Source organism: Streptomyces sp. JLBJ103, assembly GCF_058215575.1.
On record NZ_CM177089.1, the window covers coordinates 5,213,103 to 5,239,064 of the forward strand.

Consider the following 25,962-nt stretch of genomic DNA (forward strand, 5'->3'; position numbering starts at 1 on the left):
GAAGGCACGTCGCCGCACGTGAGGGACACACGAGAGAGCCGGCTGCTTCTGGTGCTGCTGGTCGCCATCGCGTTCGCGCTGATCACGGTGGACATCCGCGGCGGCGAGGACTCACCCCTCGACGGCGCGCGCCAGGCCGCCGCTTCGGTCTTCGGCCCGGTGGAGGACGGCGTCGCGTCCGCCGTCGACCCGGTCGGCAACGCGGTGGCGGCCGTTCGTGACTCCGACGAACGGCACGACCGCATCAAGGCCCTGGAGCAGGAGAACGCCAAGCTGAAGGCGCGGCTCGGCAGCAACGACCGCAACCGCGCCCGGGTGGTCGAACTCGACAAGCTGCGGAAGGTCGCCGGTCGCGGCCAGTACGGCATCAAGGGCGCCGAGGTCATCGGGATCGGCGCCGCCCAGGGCTTCTCCTGGACCGTCACCATCGACGTCGGCAGCGACGACGGCATCCGCCGCGATATGACCGTGCTCAACGGCGACGGACTGGTCGGCCGGGTCACCACCGTCGGCCCCTCCACCTCCACCGTGCTGCTCGCCATCGACCCCGACTTCACCGTTGGCACCCGGATGGAGAAGTCCGGTGAGCTCGGCTTCGCGGGCGGGCGCGGCGACCGATCGCTCCATGTCCAGCTCCTCAACGGCAAGGCGAAGATCAAGAAGGGCGACCGGCTGGTCACCTTCGGCTCCCAGGCGGACAAGCCGTTCGTGCCCGGCGTTCCGGTCGGCAAGGTGGTCCGGGTCGACCCCACCGGCGGCGACCTCACCCGCACCCTCCAGGTGCGCCCCTACGTGTCGTTCAGCAAGCTGGACATCGTCGGTGTGGTGGTCGAGCCGCCGCCCTCCAACCCGCGGGACACCGTACTGCCGCCCAAGCCGGCGAAGCCCAAGCCGACACCGACGGTCACCGTGACGGCGACCCCCACCAACTCGCCCTCGAGCAACGCCGCCAACAGGGACTACAGGGACTGACCGATGCTGCACCTCAACCGGATCCTCCTGTCGACCCTCCTCGTCCTCTTCGCCCTGCTGACCCAGATCTGCGTCCTGGCCCGGCTGCAACTGCCCGGCGCCGTCCCCGATCTGCTGCTGCTCGTCGTCCTCGGGCTCGCGCTGGTCTACGGCCACACCGGCGGTGCGCTCATCGGCTTCGGCGCCGGACTGCTGGTCGACCTCGCACCGCCCGCCGACCACGCGGTCGGGCGCTATGCCCTGGTGCTGTGCGTCATCGGCTATCTGGCCGGGCTGGCCAAGCCGGAGAGCGGTCAGCTCCGGTCGGCCACCGGCCCGATGCTGGTGGTCGTCGCGGCCGCCATGGGCGCCACCCTGCTGTACGCGGGCGTCGGCGAGCTCGTCGGCGACGACGGGTCGCGCCATGTGGGCCTGAGCAAGCTGCTGTTCACCGCCGCCCTCTACGACCTGCTGCTGGCCCCCTTCGCGGTGCCGCTGATCATGGCGCTGGCCCGGAAGGCCGAGAACGATCCGATGGCCGACAGCGCGGGCGGCGGCCCCGGTGGCGACAGCGCGTCCCGCTGGATCAGCGCGGCGGGCGGGGTCCGCACCGCGCGGGCGGGCCGGCTGAGCCGTCTGAAGCGCACCGGCCGCAGCGCCCGGATCGGCGGCCAGAGCGGCGGACTGCTGACCAAGGTGGGCAAGGGCCGGTCGGGACGCATCAAGGGGGTCAAGCGCCTGTGAGCACTGCCCCCGCGCTGTCCACCGTCCTCCCGCCGTCCTCCCACCCGTCGCCCACCACCGCCCTCATGGGAGCGCCATGAGCAACATCCCCGAGACCGGGCGGACCACGCGGGTCACCGTCCGGCTCGTCGCCATCCAGATCCTCGCCTTCTCGCTGCTGCTGACCCTCGGCGGGCGGCTGTGGTACCTCCAGATCCGCAACGGCGACGAGTACACCAAGAAGGCCGCCAACAACCACGTCCAGCAGGTCGTCCACCCCGCGGTGCGCGGCTCGATACTGGACGCCCGCGGTGTGCCGCTGGCCGACAACGAGACCCGGCTCGTGGTCTCCGCCAGCCGGACCGCCCTGATGAAGGAGCCGGACGACGGAAAGGCCGTCCTGACCCGTCTGGCGGGCGTGCTGAAGATGAAGCCCAAGGACGTGCTGGACAAGGTCCGGCTGTGCGACGCCAAGACCCCGCAGCCGTGCTGGAACGGTTCCCCGTACCAGCCCATCCCGATCACCGACGAGGCCAGCCCCCAGCAGGCCCTCCAGATCCGGGAGCGCGAGGAGGACTTTCCCGGGATCAGCGCGGAGCCCACCGCGGTACGCCGGTACGCCGCGCCCGCCGGGTCCAACGCCGCCCAGGTGCTGGGCTATCTCTCGCCGGTCACCGATGAGCAGATCAAGAAGGCCGAACACTCCAAGTCCCCGCTGCTCCGCTCCGACCAGGTGGGCAGCAACGGTCTCGAGCACGAGTACGACAGCCAACTGCGCGGCACGGCCGGGGTCACCCGCTACGAGGTCGACAACCTCGGCCGGGTGATCGGCCAGCGGGAGAGTCAGCGGGCCCGGCCCGGCGACAACGTCGTCACCAGCATCGACTCACGTGTCCAGGCGGTCGCGGAGAAGGAGCTGGCGCAGGCGATGAGGGACGCCCGCAAGACGCACGACCGGAACACCGGGACCAACTACAAGGCGGACTCCGGCGCGGTCGTGGTCATGGAGGCGAAGACGGGCCGGGTGGTGGCCATGGCCTCCAACCCGACCTACGACCCCAACGCCTGGGTCGGCGGCATCTCCGGCAAGGACTACAAGAAGCTCACCGGCAAGGGCTCCAACTACCCGCTGCTGAACCGGGCCATCCAGGGCCAGGCGGCCCCCGGCTCGATCTTCAAGGTGATCCCGACGACCGCCGCCGTCAATGCCGGTTACGACTTCGACGGCAACTACCCCTGCACCAGCTCCTTCAACATCGGCAGCCAGGTCTTCAAGAACTTCGAGTCGGAGAACTACGGCTCCATCAACCTTGGCCGCGCCCTTGAGGTCTCGTGCGACACCGTCTTCTACCACCTCGCCTACGAGCAGTGGAAAAAGGACGGCGGCAACAAGCCCAAGAAGAAGCCCGCGGACTGGTTCTACAAGACCGCCCACCAGTTCGGCCTGGGCAAGGAGACCGGTATCGACCTCCCCAACGAGGTCAGCGGCCGGGTCCCGGACCGCAAGTGGAAGAAGGACTACTGGACGGCCAACAAGGACGCCTGGTGCAAGAGCGCCAAGAAGGACGGCAACTACGGCCAGCGGCTCTCCTACGAGAACTGCCTCGAGGGCATGAAGATGCGCGCCGGTGACTCGGTGAACTTCTCCATCGGCCAGGGCGACACCCTCGTCACCCCGATCCAGATGGCCACCATCTACGCGGCCCTCAGCAACGGTGGCACGCTGTACGACCCCAGCATCGGCAAGGCGGTCATCAGCCCCGACGGCAAGAAGATCACGAAGATCAAGCCCACCCCGCACGGCAAGCTGCCGATGAACGCCGCGACCCGCCAGAAGATCGACAGCGCGCTCGCCGGTGTGGCCACCCGGGGCACCGCCGCCTGGCGGTTCGGCGGCTGGCCGCAGAACAAGATCCCGATGCACGCCAAGACCGGTACCGCCGAGGTCTACGGCAAGCAGACCACCTCGTGGTTCGCGACGTACACCAAGGAGTACTCGGTCATCATGACGATCTCCCAGGGTGGTACCGGCTCCGGGGCCTCCGGCCCGGCCGTGCGCAAGATCTACAACGCCCTGTACGGCATCGACAGCAAGGGCGGCATCGACAAGAAGAAGGCGCTGCTGCCGACGCCGCAGGCCGACCTTCCCAAGATCGAGTCCGATGGCTCCATCGAAGCCCAGCCCCTGGGCAAGCAGTTCGCCCTCGCGGCGAACGAACGGCGCCGGGGAGCACAGCGATGAGCGCGTCCACCCGCAACTATTCCGTCCGCCGCTTCACCCCCGAACGCGGCACCTGGAGCAAGCTCACCGCCCGCGACTCGCTGGTGCGCCGCCTGGACTGGGTGCTGCTGCTCTGCGCGCTCGCCCTGTCCGCCATCGGCGCGGTGCTGGTGTATTCCGCGACCCGCAACCGCACCGAGCTCAACCAGGGTGACCCGTACTACTTCCTGGTCCGGCACGCCCTCAACACCGGTATCGGGCTGCTGCTGGCCATCGGCACCATCTGGCTGGGCCACCGCACCCTGCGCGGCGCGGTCCCGATCCTGTACGGGCTCTCCGTGGTGCTGGTCCTGGCCGTGCTCACCCCGCTGGGCTCGACCATCAACGGTGCCCACGCCTGGATCCAGATCGGCGGCGGATTCTCCCTCCAGCCCTCCGAGTTCTCCAAGATCACGATCATCCTGGGGATGGCGATACTGCTGGCGACCCGGGTGGACGCGGGTGACCGGGTGCACCCCGACCACCGCACCGTGGTGCAGGCACTCGGCCTGGCCGCGCTGCCCATCGCCGTCGTGCTGCTGATGCCGGATCTCGGCTCGGTGATGGTCATGGCGGTGATCGTGCTCGCCGTACTGCTCGCGTCCGGCGCCTCCAACCGCTGGGTCGCCGGGCTGATCCTCACCGCGGTGATCGGCGCGGTGCTCGTCTGGCAGCTCGGCGTGCTGGACCAGTACCAGATCGACCGCTTCGCGGCGTTCGCCAACCCCGCCCTGGACCCGGCCGGTGTCGGCTACAACACCAACCAGGCGCGGATCGCGATCGGTTCGGGCGGGCTCACCGGTAAGGGGCTGTTCCACGGCACCCAGACCACCGGCCAGTTCGTGCCCGAGCAGCAGACCGACTTCGTCTTCACGGTGGCGGGGGAGGAGCTGGGCTTCCTCGGCGCGGGCCTGATCATCGTGCTGCTGGGCATCGTGCTCTGGCGAGCCTGCCGTATCGCCCGGGACACCACCGAGCTCTACGGGACGGTGGTCGCCGCCGGGATCATCGCCTGGTTCGCCTTCCAGTCGTTCGAGAACATCGGGATGACGCTCGGCATCATGCCGGTGGCCGGGCTGCCACTGCCGTTCGTCTCCTACGGCGGCTCCTCGATGTTCGCCGTCTGGATCGCGATCGGCCTGCTCCAGTCCATCAGGGTGCAGCGTCCGGTGTCCGCCTGACGTCAGCGGATGTCGCTCCGGGGGCTCCCGCACCGGCCCCGGGGCGACTAAATTCGGTTCATGGTGGACATGATGCGGGAAATCGAACGCAAGTACGAGGCGAGCGAGGCCACCAAGGACGGCGGAGTGCCGGACCTGACCGGAATCGGAGCGGTCGCGGGCATGACGGACCGCGGCGTGGTCACGCTGGACGCCATCTACTACGACACCCCTTGCCGGCGCCTCGCGGCCGACGGCATCACCCTGCGCCGCCGCACCGGCGGCGGCGACGAGGGCTGGCACCTCAAACTGCCCGTCGGCGCGGACACCCGGGACGAGATCCGCGCCCCGCTCTCGGACACCCTGCCCGGCAAACTCGCCGCGCTGGTCCGCTCCCGCGTCCGCTCCACCGAGCTCGTCCCCCTGGTCCACCTGCTCTCGGAACGGGACGTCAAGCACCTGGTGGACGCGGACGGTGCGCTGCTCGCCGAGGTCTCCGCCGACCGCGTCACGGCCCGGCGGCTGGCACCGGAGACCGGTGAGCCGGTCCGGTGGACCGAGTACGAGGTGGAGTTGGCCGAGGGCGGCGACCCCGCGCTGCTGGACGCGCTGGAGCCGCGGCTGACCTCGGCCGGGCTGCGCCGCTCGGCCGCCCCCTCCAAGCTGGCCCGAGCGCTGGCCGAGACCGACCCGGCGCGGTCGGCGAAGAAGCCCGGCAAGGAGAAGAAGCCCGCGAAGAAGCCCACCAAGGATGCGAAGGGCGCGAAGGGCGCGGAGGCCACCGCGGGCGATGTGGTCCTCGGCTACGTACGCCGCCAGATCACCGCCATCGTCACCCTCGACCCCGCCGTACGCCTGGACACCTTCGACTCCGTCCACCGCATGCGGGTCGCCACCCGACGGCTGCGCTCCGCCTTCCGCTCCTACCGCAAGGTCCTGGACCGGACCGTCACCGACCCCATCGGCGCCGAACTGAAGTGGCTCGCCGCCGAACTGGGCATCGACCGCGACCGCGAAGTGCTCACCGCGCGGATCGAGGAACGGCTCTCAGAAGTCCCGGTCGAGCTGCGGCTCGGGCCGGTGGCCGCCCGGCTGCGTATCTGGTCCGAGGCGCGCCGCAAGGGCTCGCGCGGCCGGCTGATCGAGGTCCTGGACGGCGAGCGCTATCTCGCGCTCCTCGACCGCCTCGACGCGCTGCTCGCCGACCCGCCACTGCGTCCGGCCGCCGCCCGCCCCGCCGGGGAAGTGATCCTCCAGGCCGTACTGCGCGACTATCAGCGGCTCGCCGACCGCGTCGAGACGGGCCTGCACGCCCCCGCGAGCCCCGAGCGCGACACCACCCTCCACGAGGCGCGCAAGGACGCCAAGCGGGCCCGCTACGCCGCCGAGGCGGCCCGCCCGGCGCTGGGCAAGCCCGCCAAGCGGTTCGCCACGCTGATGACCGGGGTGCAGGAGCTGCTCGGCGACCACCAGGACAGCGTGGTGGCCCGGGACGCGCTGCGCGAGCTGGCCGTCCAGTCGCACGCCGCGGGGGAGAGCGCCTTCACCTACGGGCTGCTCCACGGGCGGGAGGAGGCGCTGGCCGCCGCCCGCGAGCGGGAGCTGCCGGGGCTGTGGGCCGAGGTCTCAAGACCCGCGCACCGGGCGGCCCTGCGGCACTGAGCCGCCCGCGCGGGAGGCCCCCGGCCGCGGTGTGGCGAGAGGCCGCCCCGCGGACCGGTACGCTTGAGGGTCACCCCTGTCAGCTCACGAAGGTATCTCCCACACGATGTCTGTCGAGTCGGTCTTCCCACAGCTCGAGGCCCTGCTCCCGCATGTGCAGAAGCCGATCCAGTACGTAGGCGGGGAGCTCAACTCCACGGTCAAGGACTGGGACAGCTGCGACGTCCGCTGGGCGCTCATGTACCCCGACGCCTACGAGGTCGGTCTGCCCAACCAGGGCGTCATGATCCTCTACGAGGTGCTCAACGAGCGTGAGGGCGTGCTCGCCGAGCGTACGTACAGCGTGTGGCCGGACCTCGAGGAGCTGATGCGCAAGCACGAGGTGCCGCAGTTCACCGTGGACTCGCACCGCCCGGTCGCCGCCTTCGACCTGTTCGGCGTCTCGTTCTCCACCGAGCTGGGCTACACCAACCTGCTCACCGCGCTCGACCTGGCCGGGATCCCGCTGGAGGCCGCCGACCGCACCGCGGACCACCCCGTCGTGGTCGCCGGCGGTCACGCCGCGTTCAACCCCGAGCCGATCGCGGACTTCATCGACTGCGCGGTGATCGGCGACGGTGAGCAGGCCGTGCTGGAGATCACCGAGATCACCCGGGCCTGGAAGGCCGAGGGTCGCCCCGGCGGCCGCGAGGAGCTGCTCTTCCGGCTCGCCCGCACCGGCGGGGTCTACGTACCGCGGTTCTACGACGTGGAGTACCTGGCCGACGGCCGGATCTCCCGTGTGGTGCCCAACCGTTCGGGTGTGCCGTGGCGGGTGTCCAAGCACACCGTCATGGACCTCGACGAGTGGCCGTACCCCAAGCAGCCGCTGGTGCCGCTCGCCGAGACCGTGCACGAGCGGATGTCGGTGGAGATCTTCCGCGGCTGCACCCGGGGCTGCCGCTTCTGCCAGGCGGGCATGATCACCCGTCCGGTGCGCGAGCGCTCCATCACCGGGATCGGCGAGATGGTCGAGAAGGGGCTGAAGAACACCGGCTTCGAGGAGGTCGGCCTGCTGTCGCTGTCCTCCGCCGACCACACCGAGATCGGCGACATCGCCAAGGGGCTGGCCGACCGGTACGAAGAGGACAAGATCGGTCTGTCCCTGCCCTCGACCCGGGTGGACGCGTTCAACATCGATCTGGCCAATGAACTGACCCGCAACGGCCGCCGGTCCGGCCTGACCTTCGCCCCCGAGGGCGGCTCGGAGCGCATCCGCAAGGTCATCAACAAGATGGTCTCCGAAGAGGACCTCATCCGGACCGTCGCCACCGCCTACGGCAACGGTTGGCGGCAGGTGAAGCTGTACTTCATGTGCGGTCTGCCGACCGAGACCGACGAGGACGTCCTCCAGATCGCCGACATGGCCATCAAGGTCATCGCCAAGGGCCGTGAGGTGTCCGGCAAGAACGACATCCGCTGCACCGTCTCGATCGGCGGGTTCGTCCCCAAGCCGCACACCCCGTTCCAGTGGGCGCCGCAGCTCAGTGCCGAGGAGACGGACGCGCGCCTGGAGAAGCTGCGCGACAGGATCCGCGGCGACAAGAAGTACGGCCGCTCCATCGGCTTCCGCTACCACGACGGCAAGCCCGGCATCGTCGAGGGCCTGCTCTCCCGCGGTGACCGCCGGGTGGGCGCCGTCATCCGCGCGGTCTACGAGGACGGTGGCCGCTTCGACGGCTGGCGCGAGCACTTCTCGTACGACCGCTGGATGGAGTGCGCCGAGCGGACGCTGCCCGGCTTCGGGCTGGACGTCGCCTGGTACACCACCCGTGAGCGCACCTACGAGGAAGTCCTGCCCTGGGACCACCTGGACTCCGGCCTGGACAAGGACTGGCTCTGGGAGGACTGGCAGGACGCGCTCGACGAGACCGAGGTCGACGACTGCCGCTGGACCCCCTGCTTCGACTGCGGCGTCTGCCCGCAGATGCAGACCGAGATCCAGATCGGCCCCACGGGCCGCAAGCTGCTGCCGCTGTCCGTCGTGAAGTAGCCGACCGGTAACCGGCAGCTCACAAAGTAGGCTGGAACGTGCCGGGCCGAGCGGGCCCGGCACGGAACAGCCAAGGAACACAAGGAGACACTCCCCTGGGCAAGCGACAGCCCGAAGGCCCGCCGCCCGCACCGGCGGTGCAGCGCATCCGTTTGCGCTACACCAAACGCGGCCGCCTCCGGTTCACCAGCCATCGCGACTTCCAGCGCGCCTTCGAGCGGGCGCTGCGCCGCGCCGAGGTGCCCATGGCCTACTCGGCGGGCTTCACCCCGCACCCCAAGGTGTCGTACGCCAATGCCGCACCCACCGGCACCGGCAGTGAGGCCGAGTATCTGGAGATCCAGCTCACCGAGGCGCGTGACCCCGGCACGCTGCGCGCCCTTCTCGACGAGTCGCTGCCCCCCGGCCTGGACGTCATCGACGCCGTCGAGGCCAGAACCTCCGGTCTGGCGGACCGGCTCGAGGCGTCCGTATGGGAACTGCGGCTGGACCGGGTCCCCCACGCGGAGGCCGCGCGGGCCGTCGCGGCGTTCCTCGAGGCCGACACGGTCGAGGTGGAGCGCCGGACCAAAAACGGGTTGCGAACCTTCGACGCGCGTGGCGCGGTGGTCCGGCTGGAGGCGGTCGATGCCCCGACCGATAGGCCGGTGGACGGTGGCTGTGCGATACTGCGGCTGGTAGTACGGCATCTGACACCTGCCGTACGACCCGACGACGTCCTGTCCGGTCTCCGCGCTACGGCCGACCTGGCGCCGCCGGTCCCCGCAGCGGTGACCAGGCTGGCGCAGGGGCTGCTCGATGAGGAGTCCGGCACGGTGACCGACCCGCTCGCGCCCGATCGCGAGGCAGTCCCGGCCGCCCCACCCACGGCCGCCGAGCTGACCGCCGCGATGGCGCCGGAAGGTTCCGCGTAAGGACCGCCGTCGATGCGCCGCCGATGCACTTGGGAGCCACCCGGGTCCGGCTGGCGCACTGACCAGGAGACTTTCGCCGGTCCCGGCCGTGTCCGGTCCCGGCGAGCGAGACGACAGCTCCCGTGCGGCGCCCGCGCCCCGGACGGCGGCATCCGCGCACCGCGCGGCTGCGGCCGGAAGCAGGCGCGGCGCCCGGGAGCGTGACGGGAGAACCGCCCGCATGCTCGAGCCGATTGAGCCGATTGAACCTGTCCAGCCTGTCCAGCCCCTGGGACAGAGTGCGCCGCCTGTCGGCGCACCCGGGGACATTCAGGACAGCACCCCCAGTGACACCCTGCCGCCGCGCCGCCGTAGGGCTGCCTCCCGGCCCGCCGGTCCGCCGGTGGGCGCGGTGAGCGACGCAGAGACCGTCACCCCCGCCGTGCCGGCCATACCGGCCGAGGAGATCGCCGAGGCGACCGCCTCCGAGCCGGTCGCCGCCGGGGCCGCCCTGGCCGCCGCGTCCGGCTCCGAGGCCGATTCCGCCGCCCCCGCCCGGCCCCGCCGCCGTGCGACCCGTAAGGCCACGGCCCCGGCCGGATCGCCCGCGGCCGCCGAAACGGTCGTAGCCGCCGATGCCGGACCTGGCGCGGAGGCCACTGACGCCGCCGAGCCCGCTTCCGAGCCGGTCACCGAGGCCGTGCCGCCCGCGCGGACCCGCCGTCGGGCCACCCGCAAGGCCACTGCTCCGGCCGGTGCGCCCGCGGCCGCCGAGACGGTCGTGGCGGCTGAGGAGCAGCCCGCCGAGGCCGCTGCCGAGTCTGCCGCCGAGCCCGTTTCCGAGTCCGCCGAGGCCACGCCGCCCGCCCGGACGCGTCGCCGTGCGACCCGTAAGGCGACCGCTCCGGCGGGCGCTCCGCGGTCGGCCGACGAGGACGCGTCGGTTACGGCGACCGCTGGTGGCCGTGGTGAGGAGGCCGCCGCCTCAGCCGCGGTCGCAGCCGACGCCCCGGCCGAACCGGCCGAGGAGGCACCGCGCGGCCGTACCCGCCGCCGCGCCACCCGTAAGGCGACCGCCCCGGCCGGTGAGCCGCAGACGGCCGAGCCGGAGACGGCCGCGGTCGCGCCGGAGCCGGAGCCCGAGGCGGCGGCTTCCGAGGAGGAGACCGCGGTGGCCGAGACCGTGCCCGCCGCGCCCGCGCGGACCCGCCGTCGCGCTACCCGCAAGGCCACCGCTCCGTCCGGTGCGCCGGAGGCCGCCGAGACGTCCGCCGCGCAGGAGCAGGAGCAGGAGAGCGAGAGCGCCGAGGAGACCGCCGTGGTGTCCGAGGAGGCGCCGCGCGGCCGTGCCCGCCGCCGGGCGACCCGCGTGGCGGCCGCCGCCGAGCCTGAGGCCACGCCCGCCGAGACCGAGGCCGCCGAGGCGGAGCCCGAGCAGGAGCCCGCGTCGCGCCGCCGCCGGGCCGCGCGTCCCCCGACGGCCGTGTTCCAGGCGCCGGTCTTCACCGAGCCGGTGTTCCAGACCCCGGAGAGCGCCGCCGCCGAGGCCGCGGCCGTCCAGGGCGAGGAAACCGCGACCGAGGCCGAGGAGGAGCAGCCCGCCGCCGAGGCCGCGGCGCCCACCCGTCGCCGTCGCCGCCGCCGTGGCGAGCCCGTCGAGGAGCGCACGGAGGCCGAGGAGCCCACCGAAACCGCCGCGTCCGCCGAGCCGGCCGAGCCGGCCGAGGCCGTGGAGCAGTCGGCCGAGGACGAGCGGGGCGACGAGGAGCCGGGTGACCGCCCAGCCCGCCGCCGTCGCCGCGGTGGCCGTCGCCGCCGCCGTGGCGAGGCCGCCGACACCGAGGGCGCCGAGGGGCGTGCCGAGGGCGAGGAGCGGTACGAGGACGAGACCGCCGCCGAGGGCGAGGGCGCCGAGGAGTCCGGCACCGGCCGGGCCGAGGAGGCCGCCGAGGCCGAGGAGGGCGCCGGGGGCTCCAGCAGCAGCCGCCGTCGCCGCCGCCGTCGCCGTCGCAGCGGGGACGTCGATGTCGAGGCGGGCGGTGACGACCCGGAGCGCACCGTCGTCAAGGTCCGTGAGCCCCGCAAGAAGGAAGCCGAGTCCGGTACGGGCGCCGACGAGGTGCAGTCCATCAAGGGCTCGACCCGCCTGGAGGCCAAGAAGCAGCGCCGCCGCGAAGGCCGCGAGCAGGGCCGCCGCCGGGTGCCGATCATCACCGAGGCCGAGTTCCTGGCCCGCCGCGAGGCGGTCGAGCGGGTCATGGTGGTCCGGCAGAGCGGTGAGCGGACCCAGATCGGGGTGCTGGAGGACAACGTCCTCGTCGAGCACTTCGTCAACAAGGAGCAGGCCAGCAGCTACGTCGGCAATGTCTACCTGGGCAAGGTCCAGAACGTGCTGCCGTCGATGGAGGCCGCCTTCGTCGACATCGGCAAGGGCCGCAACGCCGTGCTGTACGCGGGCGAGGTGAACTTCGAGGCGCTGGGCCTGTCCAACGGGCCGCGCCGGATCGAGACCGCCCTGAAGTCCGGGCAGTCGGTGCTGGTCCAGGTCACCAAGGACCCGATCGGGCACAAGGGCGCCCGGCTGACCAGCCAGGTCTCCCTCCCCGGCCGCTATCTGGTGTACGTGCCCGAGGGCTCGATGACCGGTATCAGCCGCAAGCTGCCCGACACCGAGCGGGCCCGGCTGAAGCAGATCCTGAAGAAGATCGTTCCCGAGGACGCGGGCGTGATCGTGCGCACCGCCGCGGAGGGCGCCAGCGAGGAGGAGCTCGCCCGCGACGTCCGGCGCCTCCAGGCGCAGTGGGAGGAGATCCAGAAGAAGGCGAAGAGCGGCAACGCCCCGTCGCTGCTCTACGGCGAGCCGGACATGACCGTCCGGGTCGTCCGCGACATCTTCAACGAGGACTTCTCCAAGGTCATCGTGAGCGGTGGCGATGCCTGGGAGACCATCCATGGCTATGTCTCGCATGTCGCGCCCGACCTCGCCGACCGGCTCCAGAAGTGGACCTCGGACGTCGATGTCTTCGCCACCTACCGGATCGACGAACAGCTGATGAAGGCGCTGGACCGCAAGGTCTGGCTGCCCAGCGGCGGTTCGCTGGTGATCGACCGGACCGAGGCGATGGTCGTGGTCGACGTCAACACCGGGAAGTTCACCGGCCAGGGCGGCAACCTGGAGGAGACGGTCACCAGGAACAACCTGGAGGCGGCCGAGGAGATCGTGCGCCAGCTGCGGCTGCGCGACCTCGGCGGCATCATCGTGATCGACTTCATCGACATGGTGCTGGAGTCCAACCGCGATCTGGTGCTGCGCAGGCTGCTGGAGTGCCTGGGCCGGGACCGCACCAAGCACCAGGTGGCGGAGGTCACTTCGCTGGGTCTGGTGCAGATGACCCGTAAGCGGGTCGGCCAGGGGCTGCTGGAGTCCTTCTCCGAGGGCTGTGTGCACTGCAACGGCCGTGGCGTGATCGTCCACATGGATCAGCCCACGTCGGTCGGCGGCGGTGGCGGCAAGCGCAAGAAGAAGAAGTCCGGGGGCGGTCAGCAGGCGCCCGAGCAGGAGCGGGCCGCCGCCGAGGCGGAGGCCGAAGCCGAGGCCGAGGCCGAGGGCGAGACGTTCGTCGAGGCGGCCGAGGAGGCCGCCGCCGAGGCCGCGGCGCCCACGGCGCTGCCGGAGCCGGTCTTCGCGGCCGACGAGGAGCTGTACAGCAGCGCCGCCGAGGCCGAGGCCGCCGCCACCCGTGGCCGTACCCGCCGCCGGGTGACCCGGAAGGCGTCCGCCCCGGCGGGTGCCCCCAAGGCCGCCGCACAGCGGGAGGCCGTGGTGGTCGTCGGCTCGGACGAGCAGAAGGAAGCCCCCGGGAAGGCCGAGAAGCCCGGGAAGGCCGAGAAGGCGGCGGAGCCGGAGCAGGCCGCCGCGGCCACGGCCGAGGTGCCCGCTCCCGCCGCCGCCCCGGAGCCCGCCGAGGCTCCCGAGGCCGCTCCCGCGCCGCGTACGCGCCGTCGGGTGACCCGGAAGGTGTCCGCCCCGGCGGGCTCGCCGACGGGCGCCGAGGAGGCGGCCGTGGTGGTCGTCGCCGGGTCCGCGGCGGGGCCGGAGACGGCCCCGGCGTCCGGGACCGGCAGCGTGGCCGCCGAGGCCGCACCGGCCGACGGTGAGGCGGTGACCGAGGCGCCGGCGAAGAAGACCGCGCGCAAGACGGCCGCCAAGAAGGCACCGGCGAAGAAGACGGCCGCCAAGAAGACCGCGGCGAAGAAGACCGCGGCCAAGAAGACGACGGCCAAGAAGACGACCGCGAAGAAGACCACGGCCAAGAAGTCGGCGTCGAAGAAGACCGCGGCGGCGGAGCAGCAGATGCCGCAGTCGGTTTCGGCCGCCGCCGACGACTGACGGCCGCGTCATCGGCCCGCGAGGGGCGCCTCCTCACCCGAGCAGGTGCCCCTCGCGGGCTCTGGTAGCCTTGACCCTCGGCGTCTGTACGCCAAACCCCTGAGCAGATCCCTCCCGCTCCGTCGGGAGAGGCCGCTTGGCCGCAGATGAATCGCAAGCGACGGTCCGTCGCGAGGAATCACTCGGTTGTCATGACCCGCGGCGGGTCATGTGGAGCGGCTGGCATCAGAGGTCCCGTCTACGAACGAGAGAGTGAGAACCGCGTGTACGCAATCGTGCGCACCGGCGGCCGCCAGCAGAAGGTGGCCGTGGGCGATGTCATCGAGGTCGACCGGATGTCCGACAGCAAGGTCGGCGACGCCGTCGAGCTCTCGACTCTGCTCGTCGTCGACGGCGACGCCGTCACCAGCGACCCGTGGGTGCTGGCCGGCGTGAAGGTCCACGCCGAGGTCGTTGACCACCACAAGGGTGCCAAGATCGACATCCTGAAGTACAAGAACAAGACCGGTTACCGCAAGCGCATCGGCCACCGCCAGCTGCACACCGCGCTGAAGATCACCGGCATCGACTCGGCTGCGAAGTAAGGGACTGAGGAGACATGGCACACAAGAAGGGCGCATCGTCCACTCGGAACGGTCGCGACTCCAACGCCCAGCGGCTCGGGGTCAAGCGCTTCGGCGGCCAGACCGTCAACGCGGGTGAGATCCTGGTCCGTCAGCGCGGCACGCACTTCCACCCGGGCACGGGCGTCGGCCGCGGCGGCGACGACACGCTGTTCGCGCTGGCCGCCGGTGCGGTGCAGTTCGGCACCCACCGTGGCCGCAAGGTCGTGAACATCGTTCCGGTCGCTGAGTAATCAGCCCCGGCGCGACACCGCACACCTTTCCGAGGGCGGACCGCTCTTTCCCGTGACGGGGAAGCGGGTCCGCCCTCGGCGCGTTGACGGGAGCGGGAGAGCGCCGACGGGCCCCAGAAGCGGCCCAGCCGGACCGGCCCCGCCGCGACCCTGACCACCACCACCCACCCCGTTCCGTACCCCCCTGGAGGCACCCGTCATGACCACCTTCGTGGACCGCGTCGAGCTGCATGTCGCCGCGGGTAACGGAGGCCACGGCTGCGCCTCCGTGCACCGCGAGAAATTCAAGCCGCTGGGCGGCCCGGACGGCGGCAACGGCGGCCGTGGCGGCGATGTGATCCTGGTCGTCGACCAGTCGGTCACCACGCTGCTCGACTACCACCACAGCCCCCACCGCAAGGCCACCAACGGCAAGCCCGGCGAGGGCGGCAACCGCTCCGGCAAGGACGGCACGGATCTGGTCCTGCCGGTCCCGGACGGCACCGTCGTCCTCGACAAGCAGGGCAACGTCCTCGCCGACCTCATCGGCCAGGGCACCACCTATGTCGCCGCCCAGGGCGGCCGCGGGGGCCTCGGCAACGCCGCCCTCGCCTCGGCCCGCCGCAAGGCCCCCGGCTTCGCGCTGCTGGGCGAGCCCGGCAAGGCCGAGGACATCGTCCTGGAGCTCAAGACCGTCGCGGACGTGGCCCTGGTCGGCTACCCCAGCGCGGGCAAGTCGTCGCTGATCTCGGTGCTCTCGGCCGCCAAGCCGAAGATCGCCGACTATCCCTTCACCACGCTGGTGCCCAACCTCGGTGTGGTCACGGCCGGTTCGACCGTCTACACCATCGCGGACGTCCCCGGGCTGATCCCCGGCGCCAGCCAGGGCAAGGGCCTGGGCCTGGAGTTCCTGCGCCATGTCGAGCGCTGCTCGGTGCTGGTGCACGTCCTGGACACCGCCGCCCTGGAGTCCGAGCGCGACCCGGTGACCGACCTCGACGTCATCGAGGCGGAGCTCGCCCAGTACGGCGGTCTGGAGAACCGGCCGCGCATCGTGGTGCTCAACAAGGTCGACGTGCCCGACGGCAAGGACCTCGCCGACATCATCCGCCCGGATCTTCAGGCCCGCGGCTACCAGGTCTTCGACATCTCGGCGGTGGCCCATCTCGGCCTCAGGGAGCTGTCCTTCGCCCTGGCGAAGATCGTCGCCGACGCACGCGCGGCCAAGCCGAAGGAGGAGGCGACCCGGATCGTCATCCGGCCCAAGGCCGTGGACGACGCGGGCTTCACGGTGGTGGCCGAGGACGGCTTCTACCGGGTGCTGGGCGAGAAGCCCGAACGCTGGGTCCGCCAGACCGACTTCAACAACGACGAGGCCGTCGGCTATCTCGCCGACCGGCTGAACCGCCTCGGCGTCGAGGAGGAGCTGGTGAAGGCGGGCGCCCGCGCGGGCGACGAGGTCGTCATCGGCCCGGAGGACAACGCGGTCGTCTTCGACTGGGAGCCGACCATGAGCGCGGGCGCGGAGATGCTGGGCCGCCGCGGCGAGGACCACCGCTTCGAGGCCCCGCGCCCGGCCGCGCAGCGGCGCCGGGAGCGCGAGGCGGAGCGGGACGAGGCCGAGGAGGAGTTCGACTCCTTCAAGCCGTTCTAGTGCCGCGTCAGGCCAGGGTTTGCCCGGTAGCGAGGTGTCCTGGTGCGTGCGATCGCAAGGCGGCCGGAAGCCCTCGCAGTGGGCCTGCTCGGGCTTTCGGCCAACGCGGCGAGCGTCCGTGCCAGGGCGGCGAGCGGGGCGAACCTTGGCTGACGCGGCACCAGGACTGGCAGCCGGGCCCCTACGACCGCTGTGCGGCGCTGTGCGGGCCTTGGACGGCAGCCCATGACAAAGGGCCCGGGAGGAATGGCGAATTCCAGGGGTCGTAGCAACACAGTGATCAACTGGCTGTCGCCAGGAGCTTAGCGAGGCGCTCGGCTGGGGTTTCCCAGTCGAGCGTTTTGCGTGGGCGACTGTTGAGTTCGGCGGCGACGGTGTCGAGGTCGTCCCGGCTGTGTCGGGACAGGTCGGTGCCCTTGGGGAAGTACTGCCGCAGCAGGCCATTGGTGTTCTCGTTCGAGCCGCGTTGCCAGGGGCTGCCCGGATCGCAGAAGTAGACCGGGATGTCGGTGGCGAGGCTGAAGGAGTGATGGGCGGCCATCTCGGCACCCTGGTCCCAGGTCAGAGACCGCTTCAGGTGGGGCGGCAGGGTCTGGACGGTGTCGGCCAGCGCCTGGCGGACGGCCGATGCTGCGTGGCCGTTCGGGAGGTGGACCAGCATGAGGTAGCGGGTGCTGCGTTCGACGAGTGTGGCGATGGCTGAGCGGGAGTTGCTGCCGACGATGAGATCGCCTTCCCAGTGGCCGGGGACAGCCCGGTCAGCCACTTCGGCGGGCCGCTCGCTGATCATCGCCATGGGGTGCGGGAATCGCTGTCTGCGGCGGGCGGAGTGGCGGTGGGGCTTGCGGACGGCTCGTCCGGTCCGCAGTGCGCGGGTCAGCTCGCGTCGGAGTTCACCGCGGCCTTGGACGTAGAGGGCCTGGTAGATCGTCTCGTGGACCACGTGCATCTCCGGCCGGTCACGGAACTGTCTGCGCAGAGCCTGGCAGATCTGCTCCGGGCTCCACCGCCGGGCCAGGTGGTCCTGGATGAAGTCGCGCAGCTCGGGGTTCTGCCCGATCTTGGCTGGCTTGGGCCTCGGTCGGCGCTTGTCCGCCCGGCGCTGGGCGGCGTGCGGCCGGTAGTACCAACGACCGTCGGGGAGGGTGGTCCGGTTTCGACGGATCTCCCGGCTGATGGTTGAGGGGCTGCGGCCGAGCTCGGCCGCGATCGTCCGGACGGTGGCCTTTTCCCGCAGCCGGTCGGCTATGTGGATGCGGTCGGCCTCACGCAGGTAGCGCGAGGGGCCGGCTGACCCCTCAGCCACGGGAACGAGGTGAGGCGGCACCACCCCGGTGATAGGTAGTGCCGCCTTTTGATGGCGGTACGCACTGCGGCCGTTACGCCATCGCCTGCCGGTCTTCGAGTTGATGCCGACGATCCGGCAGGCGTCCTCATAGGGGGTTCCTTGATCCACAAGCCGAAGGTATTCCTCCCGCTCCCGGACCAACTGCTTCCGGCCCTGCGGTTTCCGGTCGTCCCGGATCTTGAAGTCCATCGCACCCCTGAAGTGGGGTGTTGCGACGACCACTAGAACTCAAGAATCTCCCGGGCCCTTCGCGCATCCGTTGCGAGGATCAGACGGTCGCCGTCTCCTCCGGCTCCGGGGAGCCGGGCTCCAGCTCCATCTCCTCGGCCGCGTCACGGGCCTCCCGCTGCGCGGGGATCTCGTCCGACAGCCGGGTGGCCATCCGGGCGCGGCGCTCGTCGGCCTTGGCGCACAGATCCAGCGACGCCTGGTTGAAGCGCACCAGCGACGGCGGGTCGGACGGGCCGAGGAGGTGCACCTTCAGCTCGGCGCGGGCCGCCGCGAGGGTGTCCTTCTCCGGGTTCCGGACCGCCTCCAGCAGCTCCCCGACACCCGAGGCCTCAGGGGTGAGGATGGTGGCGGCGCGCACCGTCGGGAAGCCCGCCCGGAACTCCTCCTCCGGCAGCCCGCTGGTGTTCGCCACGGCGTACGGCTTCTCGCTCGTCAGGTAGTCGGAGACCACGCTGGAGACATCGCTGATCAGCACATCGGCCTGGTTGAAGCAGGTGAAGATCGCCGGACGCGGGCCGGTGATGATCTGGTGCTCCCAGTCCGGCAGCGAGGACCAGTAGGCGCTCTCCCAGGCGGCCGTGGCCGCGGCGACGCCTGCCGCGCGGTTGTCATCCGGGGCGCCCTGGATCTTCATCCGCTCGATCTCGTCCGCGCTGGGGCGGAAGGCGGTGCTGGTGAGCCGGTTGAGCTCATCCGCCCGCTGAGCCAGCTCGGCGGCGGCCTCCGGGCCGGGCCGGGTCCCGTCGCGCCGGGTGTTCGCCTCGGCGATCATCGCCTTGATGCGCTCGTTGGCGCTGCCCGCGCGGGGGTCGACGGAGCCGGTCATCGGGTGCGGCTTGTACAGCAGCCGGACCTTGGGATCGGCCAGCAGCGCGCGGACGATGTTCTCGCCCGCGAGCACCACCGAGGTGTTGCCCGGGTTGCCGTCCCAGCCCTCCCAGGTCGGCGCGTAGAGCACGGTGGTGAACTCGCCCGTGGGCACGCCCGCGTGGGGGCGGATGGGCGCGAGCTGCGGACGGCCGACCTCGACCACGTCCTTGTCCTCGACGCCGATGTCGGCGAGCTGGTAGCGCTCGCGGGCTGCCGGGCCCGCGACCCACACCTCGTCGTACGCCTTGGCGTACGGGTTGCAGCTGGAGAGCTTGTCGCTCTCGCCGTGGTTGGTGAACGCGTGCTTGATCGAGGGGATGCGCAGCACCTGCGAGGTCTTGCCGGAGTTCGCCGGGTGCAGCAGCAGCTTGAGCGTGGAGTGCTCCAGCCGCATCAGATGCGCGACCTTCGGGAGGCAGACGATCGGCACATCGGTGGCGTCGATCTTCTGCACCATGAACCGCTCACGGAGCACGATGATCGGGTTGCCGTCGAGCGCGGCGAGCGTGGAGAGCCACATGTTGGCCTGGTAGGCGGAGGAGTTACCGCCGGAGAAGTACATGCCCACGGTCGGCCGGTACTCGGCCAGCCAGGTGTCCAGCCACTCCAGGGCCTTGGCCTCGTTGGCCACCCGCTTGCGCGGCAGCAGCCAGGTGCCGAGGTGCACGGTGCCGCCGAGGGCGATCAGCAGCGCGACCGCCAGACCGGCACCGCCCCACCAGCCGTTCTTGGTGGCCGCGGTGACCAGCAGACCGGCGGTGACCGGGGTGGCCAGACGCAGCAGCCGACGGCCGTGCTGGCGGGCGAACAGCCGCGGCGGGGCCTCGGACAGCCGCAGCGCGGACGCGTCGATGTTGCGGGTCACAAAGGGCAGCTGCCGGGAGCGGCGGACCATTATGGCCACTGCCTGGCACGCGAAGTGCACCACGTAGAAGGCGAGCAGGGCCACCGTGAGCGGCGCCTGCTCGTGCAGCGGATTGATGCCCTCGATCCGCAGCAGCCCGACCATGATGAGCATGTCGCGGAACAGCTGGCGCACCGTGACGTCGAAACGGACCTTGCCCAGGAGCGACAGCAGCCCTGGCTGCTTGTGCTGGAGGAAAAGATCGAGCGCGAGACCGCACGCCGAAGCGACGATGAGGAGAGGTACGTTCGGAAGCACGGCGCCGACGAGCTGTGTGGTGAAGAACACCACCATCGCGAGCAACGCCGTCAGCTGTACGACCCGGCGTGGGGCGAATCCGGCAGAGGGCACTGGGAGGGCTCCTGGCAGGAGGGCACGGACGAAAAGGGGGACCCCTGACCGTATGCCGCCGCCCGGCCCGGTAGCAATCCGCGCAGGTGCCAACCGCCTCGAACCGGGTCCAAACGATCACCGGACAGGGCTTTCGCGGCTCGTCCGGGGGCCGGAATGCGCAGGCGGGCGAGGGCGCGCCTGGCGTAGATTGCCACCTTGTCATGATGAGTGTGCAAGGCACGCGTTCTGTGGGGCGTACGGTGCGTGACGACCGCGTCCGGGTGCGTGACGAGGCCGGGGACGGAGCAGGGGAGCGGAGTGACTGAGCAGGACGGGTCGGCGGCACGGGACGAGGTGGCCGGCGCCCGGAGGATCGTGGTCAAGGTCGGCTCGTCCTCCCTCACCACCGCGGCGGGGGGTCTGGACGCGGACCGGGTCGACGCGCTGGTCGATGTACTCGCGAAGGTTCTCGAGGGCGAGGCGGGGGACCGGGAGGCGGCCGCGGGCGGCAAGGAGATAGTCCTGGTCTCCTCGGGCGCCATCGCGGCCGGGCTGGCCCCGCTGGGCCTCGACCGGCGCCCCCGTGACCTGGCCCGCCAGCAGGCGGCCGCCAGCGTCGGACAGGGGCTGCTGGTGGCCCGCTACACGGCCTCCTTCGCCCGCTACGGGCGGCGGGTCGGGCAGGTGCTGCTCACCACGGACGACACCAGCCGCCGCGCCCACTACCGCAATGCCACCCGCACCCTGGACCAGCTGCTGGCCATGGGCGCGCTGCCGATCGTCAACGAGAACGACACGGTGGCCACCGACGAGATCCGGTTCGGCGACAACGACCGGCTGGCGGCCCTGGTCGCCCATCTGGTGCGGGCCGATCTGCTGGTGCTGCTCTCCGATGTGGACGGCCTCTACGACGGAGACCCCAGGAGCCCCGGCACCTCCCGGATCGACGAAGTCAGGGGCCCGAAGGACCTGGACGGGGTGTCGATCGGCAGCGCGGGGCGCTCCGGGGTCGGCACCGGCGGCATGGTCACCAAGGTCGATGCGGCGCGGATCGCGGCGGCGGCCGGGGTGCCGGTGGTGCTCACCTCCGCCAGCCGGGCCGGTGACGCCCTGCTGGGGCGCCGTACCGGCACGTACTTCCACCGCACCGGACGCCGCTCCGCCAACCGGCTGCTGTGGCTCGCGCACGCCTCCACGCCGCGCGGCGCCCTCACCCTCGACGACGGGGCGGTGCGTGCCGTGGTGGAGCGCCGCACCTCGCTGCTCCCGGCCGGGATCGCGTCCGTGCAGGGCGAGTTCACCGCCGGGGACCCCGTGGAGCTGCGGGACTCCGAGGGGCGGGCGGTCGCCCGCGGGCTGGTCAACTTCGACGCAAAGGAGATCCCCCGGCTGCTCGGGCGGTCCACCCGCGAGCTGGCCCGTGAGCTCGGGCCCGCCTACGAGCGCGAGGTCGTGCACCGCGACGACCTGGTGGTGCTGGACCGCTGAGGCCGCCGAGGCCGCGCCCCGGGGGGCGCCGGCGGGCGCGCGCCCCGGCGTCCGGCGCCCGCGCACCGGCTCTCCCGGGCCGCGCGCGCGTGGGTGAGGGGGAGGATTCGCGACAAGTCCGCGTCATTCCTTGGAGACCTTGCGCAAAAAGCCCCCGCGGCACCGCCCGGACTGGTCAACTTTGTTCCACGGGGCCGCGAGGGCAGCGGGCCCGTGGTGGGCCGCGGCGGCCCCGGAGCGGAAGCCGCGGACCGTCAGCCACACCGCCACTAGTGCTCCGCCCGCGGACGAGCGGAGCAGCGAGCTACAGGAGGCCGCCGGTGAGACGAGGGCGCCCGGGGGCGTCGCCCAGAGGGGCGGCGGAGCGCACCCTGACCAGTGTGGGAACGGGCGACACCGGGACGGCGGCCGCGGAGGCGGGGCCCGGCGCCGCCACGGAGCGGGCCGCCGGACGCGTCGAGATCTCCCGGCTGTGGCACATCACTCTCAGCGTCTCGGGCGTCGAGGCGCCCCTGCGGGAGGTCCGGCGGGCCCTGGAGCAGCTCGCCCATGACCACCCCTTCCTGCTGACCAGCCGCTACGCCAACGATCATGCCGAGATCCGCTACTGGGAGGAGGCCCGCGATCTGCACGACGCGGCGGCGGTCGCGCTGCGGCTGTGGGGTGAGCACCGCTCGACGGCCAACCTCCCGCCGTGGGAGATCGTGGGGCTTGAGGTCATCGACCGTGATACGTATCACCAGCGGATCGCGGAGGGCTACGGTCCGCCGCCCGCCTCCCCGGTGGGCGTGCATCCGTTCTGAGGACCTGTGTGCCCTCCCGGAATGCGAGAACCCCGTCTCGAAGTGCGGAATAGCAGCGAGATCGGGCCCACCGGCTCAGTAGGCTGCCCTCATGACCAGCGCACCCACGTCGCCGCTCACCGACCCCTGGCCGAAGTCCCCGGTCCTCCAGGCCGCCTACCGGGCCCGTGCCGCGGCCGCCGATCTCGCCCCGCTGCCGCGCGCCCTCAAGGACGACGCGCTGCTCGCGATGGCCGACGCCCTCGAGGTGCGCACCAAGGAGATCATCGAGGCGAACGCGGTCGATGTGGAGCGGGCCCGTGCGGCGGGCACCAGCGACGCCATCGTCGACCGGCTGACCCTCACCCCCGAGCGGGTACGGGCCATCGCCTCGGACGTCCGGGACGTGGTCGCGCTGCCCGACCCGGTCGGCGAGGTGGTGCGCGGTTCGACGCTCCCCAACGGGATCGACCTGCGTCAGGTGCGGGTGCCCCTCGGTGTCGTCGGCATCATCTACGAGGCCCGGCCCAATGTGACGGTGGACGCGGCCGCGTTGTGCCTGAAGTCGGGCAACGCCGTACTGCTGCGCGGCTCTTCGTCCGCGTACCACTCCAACAGCGCGCTGGTGAAGGTCCTGCGGGACGCCGTCGGCGGCGCCGGACTGCCCGCGGACGCCGTGCAGTTGGTGCCGGGCGAGAGCCGCGAGTCGGTGCGCGAGCTGATGCGCGCCCGCGGTCTGGTCGATGTGCTGATCCCGCGCGGAGGCGCGTCCCTGATCCGCACCACCGTCGAGGAATCCACCGTCCCGGTCATCGAGACCGGCACCGGCAACTGCCATGTGTACGTGGACGCGCAGGCGGATCTCGACATGGCGGTCGACATCCTGGTGAACTCCAAGGCCCAGCGGCCGAGTGTGTGCAACGCGGCCGAGACGCTGCTGGTGCACCAGGACATCGCGCGGGAGTTCCTGCCGCGCGCCCTGGACGCGCTGGCCGAGGCCGGGGTCACCGTGCACGGCGACGAGCGCGTGGTGGCGCTGGCCGAGGGCGGCAAGGCCACCGTCGTCCCGGCGGTGATGGACGACTGGGAGACCGAGTACCTGTCGTACGACATCGCGGCGGCGGTGGTGGACTCCCTGGAGGCCGCGGTGTCCCACATCCGGCTGTGGTCCTCCGGTCACACCGAGGCCATCGTGACGACGTCCCAGGCGGCCGCCCGCCGCTTCACCCAGCTGGTGGACTCCACCACGGTCGCCGTCAACGCCTCCACCCGGTTCACCGATGGCGGGCAGTTCGGCTTCGGCGCTGAGATCGGCATCTCCACCCAGAAGCTGCACGCCCGCGGTCCCATGGGACTTCCCGAGCTGACCTCGACCAAATACATCGTCACCGGCGACGGACACACCCGCTGACTCACCCGTTCGGGGGATACCCGATTCCAGGCCCCGCTGGGGTGGATCTTCCCCCGAATACCATTTCGCCCTGCCCAAATTGACCCGTCCGGTCTACTCTGAATGGGTGCCGGACGACGTGGGGGGCACGCCGTTCCCGAACGGCGACGAGCCCGACGACCGCAGCCACGGAGAGGCGAACGACGAGTTCGCCGCCGTGGTCTTCGACGAGGACTTCGTACGGTCGGCCCTCATCCATGAACCGACCGCGGTGGAACGGATACTGGCCGCGGCCGAGGCGTCCCGCCGGCGTCCCGCCGGAGTGCCCCCCGAGGACGAGCTGTTCGAGGACGGCTACGGCGCGGACGGCGAGGCCGAGTTCGGCTATGACCCCGACGGCACCGATCCTGACGGCCGCTTCGGCCACGGCCGGGAGATGGACGGCCTCTACGGCCCGTACGGACCCTACGGGCGGTACGGCAGCGCCGGGCGCCCCTATCGCGGCCATGCCCGCTGGCAGCGCCCGGTGGCCTGGCTGCTGGCCGTCCTCATGGGCGTCGGCGTGGTCGCGCTGGCCTTCACCGCCGTCTACCGCGGCGCTTCGGGCAACCGCCAGGACCCGGCCCCGCCACCCGCCACCAGCGGTGTCGACGGCAGCCCCACCGGGCCGCCGCGTCTGGAGCCCTCGGCGTCCTCCACGGCCGAGTCCGAGGCGCCGCCCGCCTCCACCGCGCCCCGGTCGCCCTGAGCACCCCTTGGCGAGGTGCGTGCCAGGCGTCAGACGCAGGCGTGGCACCCTTTGCAGACGAGTGCAGACGGGGGCCTAGCATGCCGCGCGGTATGCGGCGTTTCCTCCTGGAGCCGTCCGAAGTTGTGGAGTACCACCGCGTTTACCGCTGCCCGCCGCGACCTACTCTTGAGGTATGACCGGGCGTGGAGACCCTCCCGAGGGGACACCCGACGGCGTCCCGGGTGGTGAGGACGAGTATCGCTCCGTCGTGTTCGACGAGTCGTTCGTTCGTGCTGCCCGGCTCCAGGAGTTCTCCGCCCAGGAGCGGATGGGCGAGCATGCGCGGGCGGTGCGCAGCCGCCATGCCTGGGCCCGGGCCGGGGCGTCACGGCAGGCCGTCATCCTCATCCTGCTGATCGCCCTCGCCTTCGCCGCGGCCGTCTACATGGGTGTGCGCCACCCGTACCAGGCCCCGCCGCCGCAGACCGTCGAGCCGCTGCACAGCAGCGTGGTGCCGCTGGCGCCGCGCGGTGAGGTGCCCGGCGGGGCGCCGGCGGAGCTGTTCCGCAACAGCCCGGCCGCCGAGTTCCGCACCGGCGCCGAGGGGGTCACCCTGCCCGGGGCCCGGCGCACCCAGAGCTTCTCCGAGAGCCAGGTGATGTCGGCGCTCACCATCGCCAAGGAGTACCTGGTCACCTCGGCCATCGATCCGGGCGTGCTCACCGGCGGCCCGGTGCGGTCGGTGCGGCTGCTGCTGGACCCGGCCCAGCAGGATCAGTTCGATCAGAGTTTCGAGCACCCGGTGGACGACGGACGCCATGCCGCCACCGGCTGGCTCACCCGCTTCAACCCGGCCGAGGTCGCCCTGGCCGACACCCCGGTGCGGGTGCAGGGCACGCTCACCGTCGTCGAGCGCAGCCCCGCCGCCCTGGAGGTCACCGCCGACCACATCTTCGTCTACGCGGTACAGCGGGCCCATGAGCGCGGCCCGGACCACGCCTCGCTGTTCACCGTGCGTCGCGAGACGCGGTTCCACTTCGACCGCGAGGATCTGCGCGACCACCATCTCGAGCTGGTGCAGAGTGCCGTGCTGGCGGGTCCGCAGACCTGCGCGGCGAACGCCTCCGGCTATCTGCGGCCGCTGCTCGCCGGGCAGAGCGCCAAGGGCGACGCCCCGGGCGGCACCGACCCCTACGCGCCGGGCCGGACCACCGTCTCGCTCTGCGGCGCCCTGACGCCCGGCTCCCAGCCCCGTATGGGCGGCGGCTCGTAAGGCCGCGTGAGGGCTGTGCGAGGGCCGCGCGGGGCCTGCTGCGGGTCGCCTCC

Annotated in this window: 18 protein-coding genes; 16 read left to right on the forward strand and 2 right to left on the reverse strand. The window is 71.7% G+C overall.

Annotation, left to right across the window (positions count from 1 at the left end; all coding sequences use genetic code 11):
- The first annotated feature begins 18 nt into the window (after window positions 1-18).
- From mreC to obgE, 11 genes are all read left to right on the forward strand, one after another.
- Window positions 19-972 (forward strand): rod shape-determining protein MreC, encoded by a 954-nt coding sequence (gene mreC, locus AC4BEG_RS22975; protein WP_490701630.1) that lies wholly within the window; start codon window positions 19-21, stop codon window positions 970-972.
- A 6-nt stretch (window positions 973-978) separates the two neighbouring features.
- The gene (mreD, locus tag AC4BEG_RS22980; protein WP_490707166.1) at window positions 979-1,695 is read left to right on the forward strand and encodes a rod shape-determining protein MreD; all 717 of its coding nucleotides are present in this window, start codon (window positions 979-981) and stop codon (window positions 1,693-1,695) included.
- Window positions 1,696-1,771: 76 nt separating this feature from the next.
- Entirely contained in the window at window positions 1,772-3,916 is a 2,145-nt protein-coding gene (mrdA, locus tag AC4BEG_RS22985) for a penicillin-binding protein 2 (RefSeq protein WP_490701631.1), read from the forward strand.
- Window positions 3,913-5,115 carry a rod shape-determining protein RodA gene (rodA, locus tag AC4BEG_RS22990; protein WP_490701632.1) on the forward strand — a complete coding sequence of 401 codons (1,203 nt, stop codon included), beginning with the start codon at window positions 3,913-3,915 and terminating at the stop codon, window positions 5,113-5,115. Before mrdA ends, rodA begins: the two co-directional genes overlap by 4 nt.
- A gap of 60 nt (window positions 5,116-5,175) precedes the next feature.
- Window positions 5,176-6,756 carry a CYTH and CHAD domain-containing protein gene (locus tag AC4BEG_RS22995; protein WP_490701633.1) on the forward strand — a complete coding sequence of 527 codons (1,581 nt, stop codon included), beginning with the start codon at window positions 5,176-5,178 and terminating at the stop codon, window positions 6,754-6,756.
- 106 nt (window positions 6,757-6,862) lie between these two features.
- On the forward strand, window positions 6,863-8,788 hold the full coding sequence (locus AC4BEG_RS23000) for a TIGR03960 family B12-binding radical SAM protein (protein ID WP_490701634.1): 1,926 nt from the start codon (window positions 6,863-6,865) through the stop codon (window positions 8,786-8,788).
- 137 nt (window positions 8,789-8,925) lie between these two features.
- Entirely contained in the window at window positions 8,926-9,702 is a 777-nt protein-coding gene (locus AC4BEG_RS23005; protein WP_490701635.1) for a TIGR03936 family radical SAM-associated protein, read from the forward strand.
- Window positions 9,703-9,922: 220 nt separating this feature from the next.
- Entirely contained in the window at window positions 9,923-14,071 is a 4,149-nt protein-coding gene (locus AC4BEG_RS23010) for an Rne/Rng family ribonuclease (RefSeq protein WP_490701636.1), read from the forward strand.
- Window positions 14,072-14,334: 263 nt separating this feature from the next.
- Window positions 14,335-14,655, forward strand: coding sequence for a 50S ribosomal protein L21 (rplU, locus tag AC4BEG_RS23015; protein ID WP_201875579.1), 321 nt, complete (start codon window positions 14,335-14,337; stop codon window positions 14,653-14,655).
- A gap of 14 nt (window positions 14,656-14,669) precedes the next feature.
- Window positions 14,670-14,927 (forward strand): 50S ribosomal protein L27, encoded by a 258-nt coding sequence (rpmA, locus tag AC4BEG_RS23020; protein ID WP_176182992.1) that lies wholly within the window; start codon window positions 14,670-14,672, stop codon window positions 14,925-14,927.
- Window positions 14,928-15,126: 199 nt separating this feature from the next.
- On the forward strand, window positions 15,127-16,560 hold the full coding sequence (gene obgE / locus AC4BEG_RS23025) for a GTPase ObgE (RefSeq protein WP_490701637.1): 1,434 nt from the start codon (window positions 15,127-15,129) through the stop codon (window positions 16,558-16,560).
- A 280-nt stretch (window positions 16,561-16,840) separates the two neighbouring features.
- On the opposite strand, the gene AC4BEG_RS23030 is transcribed toward obgE, so the two are convergent.
- Both AC4BEG_RS23030 and AC4BEG_RS23035 read right to left on the reverse strand, forming a co-directional pair.
- Window positions 16,841-18,097, reverse strand: a complete 1,257-nt coding sequence (locus AC4BEG_RS23030) for an IS30 family transposase (protein ID WP_490701638.1) — start codon at window positions 18,095-18,097, stop codon at window positions 16,841-16,843.
- A gap of 79 nt (window positions 18,098-18,176) precedes the next feature.
- On the reverse strand, window positions 18,177-20,264 hold the full coding sequence (locus tag AC4BEG_RS23035; RefSeq protein WP_490701639.1) for a hypothetical protein: 2,088 nt from the start codon (window positions 20,262-20,264) through the stop codon (window positions 18,177-18,179).
- Window positions 20,265-20,564: 300 nt separating this feature from the next.
- On the opposite strand from AC4BEG_RS23035, the gene proB reads away from it, so the two are divergent.
- The 5 genes from proB (at window position 20,565) to AC4BEG_RS23060 (ending at window position 25,909) form a co-directional block, all read left to right on the forward strand.
- On the forward strand, window positions 20,565-21,734 hold the full coding sequence (proB, locus tag AC4BEG_RS23040; RefSeq protein ID WP_490701640.1) for a glutamate 5-kinase: 1,170 nt from the start codon (window positions 20,565-20,567) through the stop codon (window positions 21,732-21,734).
- Between the two features lie 320 nt (window positions 21,735-22,054).
- A complete protein-coding gene (locus AC4BEG_RS23045; protein WP_490701641.1) occupies window positions 22,055-22,537 on the forward strand; it encodes a DUF8830 family protein in 483 nt (160 codons plus the stop codon).
- 91 nt (window positions 22,538-22,628) lie between these two features.
- The gene (locus AC4BEG_RS23050) at window positions 22,629-23,927 is read left to right on the forward strand and encodes a glutamate-5-semialdehyde dehydrogenase (RefSeq protein WP_490701642.1); all 1,299 of its coding nucleotides are present in this window, start codon (window positions 22,629-22,631) and stop codon (window positions 23,925-23,927) included.
- A gap of 106 nt (window positions 23,928-24,033) precedes the next feature.
- Window positions 24,034-24,654, forward strand: a complete 621-nt coding sequence (locus AC4BEG_RS23055) for an SCO2584 family spore wall biosynthesis protein (protein WP_490701643.1) — start codon at window positions 24,034-24,036, stop codon at window positions 24,652-24,654.
- 175 nt (window positions 24,655-24,829) lie between these two features.
- Window positions 24,830-25,909: an SCO2583 family membrane protein gene (locus AC4BEG_RS23060; RefSeq protein ID WP_490701644.1), complete on the forward strand. Its 1,080-nt coding sequence runs from the start codon at window positions 24,830-24,832 to the stop codon at window positions 25,907-25,909.
- Window positions 25,910-25,962: the final 53 nt, after the last annotated feature.